At 61.6% G+C, this 3,892-nt stretch carries 4 protein-coding genes; 2 read left to right on the top strand and 2 right to left on the bottom strand.

All coding sequences use genetic code 11. The annotated features are described in order from the left end of the window. The first annotated feature begins 64 nt into the window (after nucleotides 1-64). Entirely contained in the window at nucleotides 65-547 is a 483-nt protein-coding gene (locus tag FJ941_RS28835; RefSeq protein ID WP_140510998.1) for a hypothetical protein, read from the top strand. Nucleotides 548-876: 329 nt separating this feature from the next. Here the strand turns inward: FJ941_RS28835 and FJ941_RS28830 are convergent, their stop codons facing one another. Further along, on the bottom strand, nucleotides 877-1,125 hold the full coding sequence (locus FJ941_RS28830) for a conjugal transfer protein TraD (protein ID WP_140510996.1): 249 nt from the start codon (nucleotides 1,123-1,125) through the stop codon (nucleotides 877-879). 1 nt (nucleotide 1,126) lies between these two features. Continuing rightward, nucleotides 1,127-1,453: a conjugal transfer protein TraD gene (locus FJ941_RS28825; protein ID WP_140511000.1), complete on the bottom strand. Its 327-nt coding sequence runs from the start codon at nucleotides 1,451-1,453 to the stop codon at nucleotides 1,127-1,129. A gap of 172 nt (nucleotides 1,454-1,625) precedes the next feature. Between FJ941_RS28825 and traA the strand changes: the two genes are divergently transcribed. Beyond that, the coding region (traA, locus tag FJ941_RS28820) for a Ti-type conjugative transfer relaxase TraA (RefSeq protein WP_140510994.1) at nucleotides 1,626-3,892 on the top strand (2,267 nt) is incomplete at its 3' end.

The following is a 3,892-nucleotide window of genomic DNA, read 5'->3' as shown; positions in this document are numbered from 1 at the left end:
GGGGGGGGCGGGTTGGGGGCGTGTAGCGCGAGTGCTATGAACAAGCCAAACTTCGGAGGCAACTATGAATCTGCAGGGACCGGCACGATTCAATGTGACGTACACCCCGGGCAAGGCATCGATTATATGTGAGCGAGGCACGCCGCGGTTTTCCGGCAATAGCTCTGGCAACAAACCAAAACTCTACGTGTTCTCTCGCGACAACGTTCCGATTTACGTCGGCGCCACTGTCAGGTCGATGGGTGACAGGCTTCGCAACGGTTGGAAGGCAACCGGAGAAAGCGGGTTCTATGGCTATCGCTTTCGGCACGAAGGTTCAAAGGTCGACCTCGACGTGTGGGCCGACATAGATCCGGTTAGGCAACGTGATCCCGAGATGCGAAGCGGAAGCGACATAGAAACGATAGAAGCTGAAGTCGTTTATCTCTTCCGCCACCGAACCGGCCAATGGCCAGTATATCAAACCGAAATTCATTTTTATCAGTCAAACGCCGACCACCACCGTGAAGCAGAAAAAGTTATCGCGCATTACGAGGTATTCAAATGATGCGACATCTGCTTCGGTTCCTTTCGGTGGCGCTGCTGCCCACCTTCTCTCGCGCCCAGACTGTTGACGAATCGCAAAATGTCTGCGGGCTAGCCGGTCAGCAGTTTTCGCCGGGCCCAATCGTAGTGGCCGGCAGCGGCCAAATGGTGTGCAGCACTGATTTCTCGTGTGGGTCGACACCAAACTGTCGCCAGCTGGATGCCTTCGCGATAGTCAACTACGGCGTGACGGATGCGCTGGATCGACCAATAGGTACGACTCGCCGCCAATTGACAGTTAGCGCAGCGCGGGCGGGTCACGATCTCCCGCGTTTTTACACCGCCCGCTGTTCACAACCCCACTCCTGAGTTCGCTGGCTTTTGCTTGTCATCGAACGCCTGCTTTCCCCTCGCGGCCCATAGGTCCCGCGCAGGCTCGCCTTCAAGGCTCTGCAGCTTGGCGGCTATCCAGAGCAGCGCGCCGTAGATGATGGCGCGATCGTCATTGGTCAGCTCTACGATGCCGGCCTTGACGACGAGACCGCCGAGTTCAATCAGATGTCGGGTTCGCTTGCGGCGCTCGATCTGCCACGTGCGCATGTCACGTCGAGCCAGTGCCGCTTGCCGGCGATTGCAGGCTGCCCGGTTGCGCCGGAGCGCTGCTGGGGTTGCGCTGAGATGCCGGAGCAATTCGCCGGGACCGGCTAGCGAAAAACATCACCCCACGCTTGGCCCATGCCTCACGCTTTGCGACGTCGTTCGTCTCAGCGATTGCAACCAGCGCGCCGGCCAGTTCGTCGCTGCTGAGTTGATCGGCGCCGGTGGCGATCACCAGCTCGCCAAGCTGCTGCACCTTTCGCGTTTTGAGCTCTCGCGCCTTGCCTTCCAGCGCCTTCAGTTCCGCGTCGAAGTCTCGTGGTTTACGCATAGCTGTCTCCATCAAATGTCGATAAGGCAATGATAGGGAAGCAGGTGCCGGAAGGCTTCAGGGTAGCCGAGACAGCCCGGGACGGGCTGGTCCATCCCGAGAATTTTTCGAGGGAGGGCGCGCTTATACGTCGTGCCGACGTGCGCTTTGATGTGCAAATGATCTGGTCGCGATGGCGATCTATCATCTTCACGTCAAGGTCATTGGCCGCAAGGCAGGCTCAAGCGCTGTCGCGTCGGCCGCCTACCGTTCCGCCTCGCGGCTGCGCGATGAGCGGATCGACCGCAGCCATGATTTTTCGGCCAAACGCGGTGTCGTCCATTCCGAGGTGATGCTGCCGGAAGATGCGCCGGAGGCCTGGCGCGATCGCGAACGGCTGTGGAACGATGTCGAGGCGTTTGAGGTACGCAAGGATGCCCAGCTTGCCCGCGAGGTCGAGTTCGCCCTGCCGCGTGAACTCAGCCAGCCGCAAGGCATCGAACTGGCGCGCGACTTCGTTCAGTCCGAGTTTGTCAGCCGGGGCATAGTCGCCGATCTTAATGTGCATTGGGACAGGGCAGAGGATGGCAGTCCCAAGCCACATGCTCATGTCATGCTCACCATGCGGGCCGTGGACGAGAACGGTTTTGGTGCCAAGGTTCGAGACTGGAATGCTACCCAGATGGTCGAGCGCTGGCGTGAGCGATGGGCGGAGCTCGCCAATGAGTGCCTTGCCGAACTCGACATAGACGCCCGCATCGACCATCGCAGTCTGGAAGCGCAGGGCATTGCCCTGGAGCCGCAAACCCAGATCGGTGCGCCAGCCCAGCGCATCGAGGGCAGTGGCCCAGACCCTGGTCACATTGAAGCAGATCGCGCCGAACTGCATCGCGAGATCGCGCGCAACAATGGTGCGCGCATCATTGCCGATCCATCCGTGGCGCTTGATGCCATCACGCACCAGCAATCGACCTTCACGCGCCGCGACATCGCGAAGTTCGCGCATCGGCACAGCGACGGAATTGAGCAGTTCAACGAAGTGATGGGCGCGATCGGCAACGCGCCCGATCTCGTCGAACTCGGCCAGGACGGGCGCGGCGAAGATCGCTTCACCACCCGGCAGATGATCGACACCGAACAGCGCCTTCATCGCGCGGCAGAGCGTATCGATTTGGACGTGCGACACGCGGTGAGTGACGCACATCGCGAGGCAGCTTTGGCGCGGGCAGCGCAACGCGGGCTTGTCCTGTCAGGCGAGCAGATCGATGCGCTTGCGCATATCACCGACGGTCGCGGTCTTGGTGTCGTTGTCGGCTATGCCGGAACGGGCAAAAGCGCCATGCTGGGCTTTGCGCGCCAAGCATGGGCAGCGGCTGGCTACGAGGTTCGAGGTGCCGCACTCTCCGGCATTGCCGCCGAGAATCTGGAAGGCGGATCAGGCATCCCGTCGCGCACCATCGCCAGCATGGAACATGGTTGGGGACAGGGTCGCGATCTGCTTACCGCGCGCGATGTCCTGGTGATCGACGAGGCCGGCATGGTCGGCACGCGCCAGTTGGAGCGCGTGCTCTCCCATGCGGCGGACGTTGGCGCAAAAGTCGTGCTGGTTGGTGATCCCCAACAGCTGCAGGCGATCGAAGCGGGTGCCGCATTTCGTTCGATCCACGAGCGTCATGGTGGCGTCGAAATCGGGCAGGTGCGCAGGCAGCGAGAGGACTGGCAGCGTGACGCCACGCGCGATCTGGCGACCGGCAAGATCGGCGCCGCGATCAGCGCCTACGATGCGCAAAGGATGGTGCATAAGGCCGCGACGCGCGACGAAGCTCGCAGCAATCTGGTCGAGCGCTGGGATCGCGACAGGCAGGCAGAGCCAGAGGCAAGCCGGATCATTCTCACCCACACAAACGACGAAGTGCTCGCGCTCAACCAGGCAGCGCGCGAGCGCATGCGCGGTGCTGGAGATCTCGGCGACGATGTACAGGTAGAAGTGGAACGCGGGGCAAGGGCCTTTGCCGCCGGCGACCGTATCATGTTCCTGCGCAACGAGCGCGGGCTCGGCGTCAAGAACGGAACGCTCGGTGTGATCGAAGAGGTCAGCGTGCAAAGCATCACGGTTCAAACCGACGACGGTCGGTCGGTGCGCTTCGACCTCAAAGACTATGCCCACATTGACCACGGTTATGCCGCGACCATTCACAAGGCGCAGGGCATGACGGTTGACCGCACCCATGTGCTTGCTACGCCAGGCATGGATGCACACGGCAGCTACGTCGCCCTGTCCCGCCATCGAGATGGCATGGATCTGCACTACGGCAGCGATGACTTTGCCACACGCGACCGGCTGGTCCGTACGCTGTCACGCGACCGCTCCAAAGACATGGCATCCGACTATGAGCAGATCGACCCGGCGCAACACTATGCCGAGCGGCGCGGCATTACCTTCCGCGAGCGCGTCGTCGA

This window comes from Mesorhizobium sp. B2-3-13, assembly GCF_006442195.1.
GTDB lineage: Bacteria > Pseudomonadota > Alphaproteobacteria > Rhizobiales > Rhizobiaceae > Mesorhizobium > Mesorhizobium salmacidum.
The sequence above is the reverse complement of the archived record's forward strand: the minus strand, read 5'-3'. Positions and strand labels throughout refer to the sequence as shown.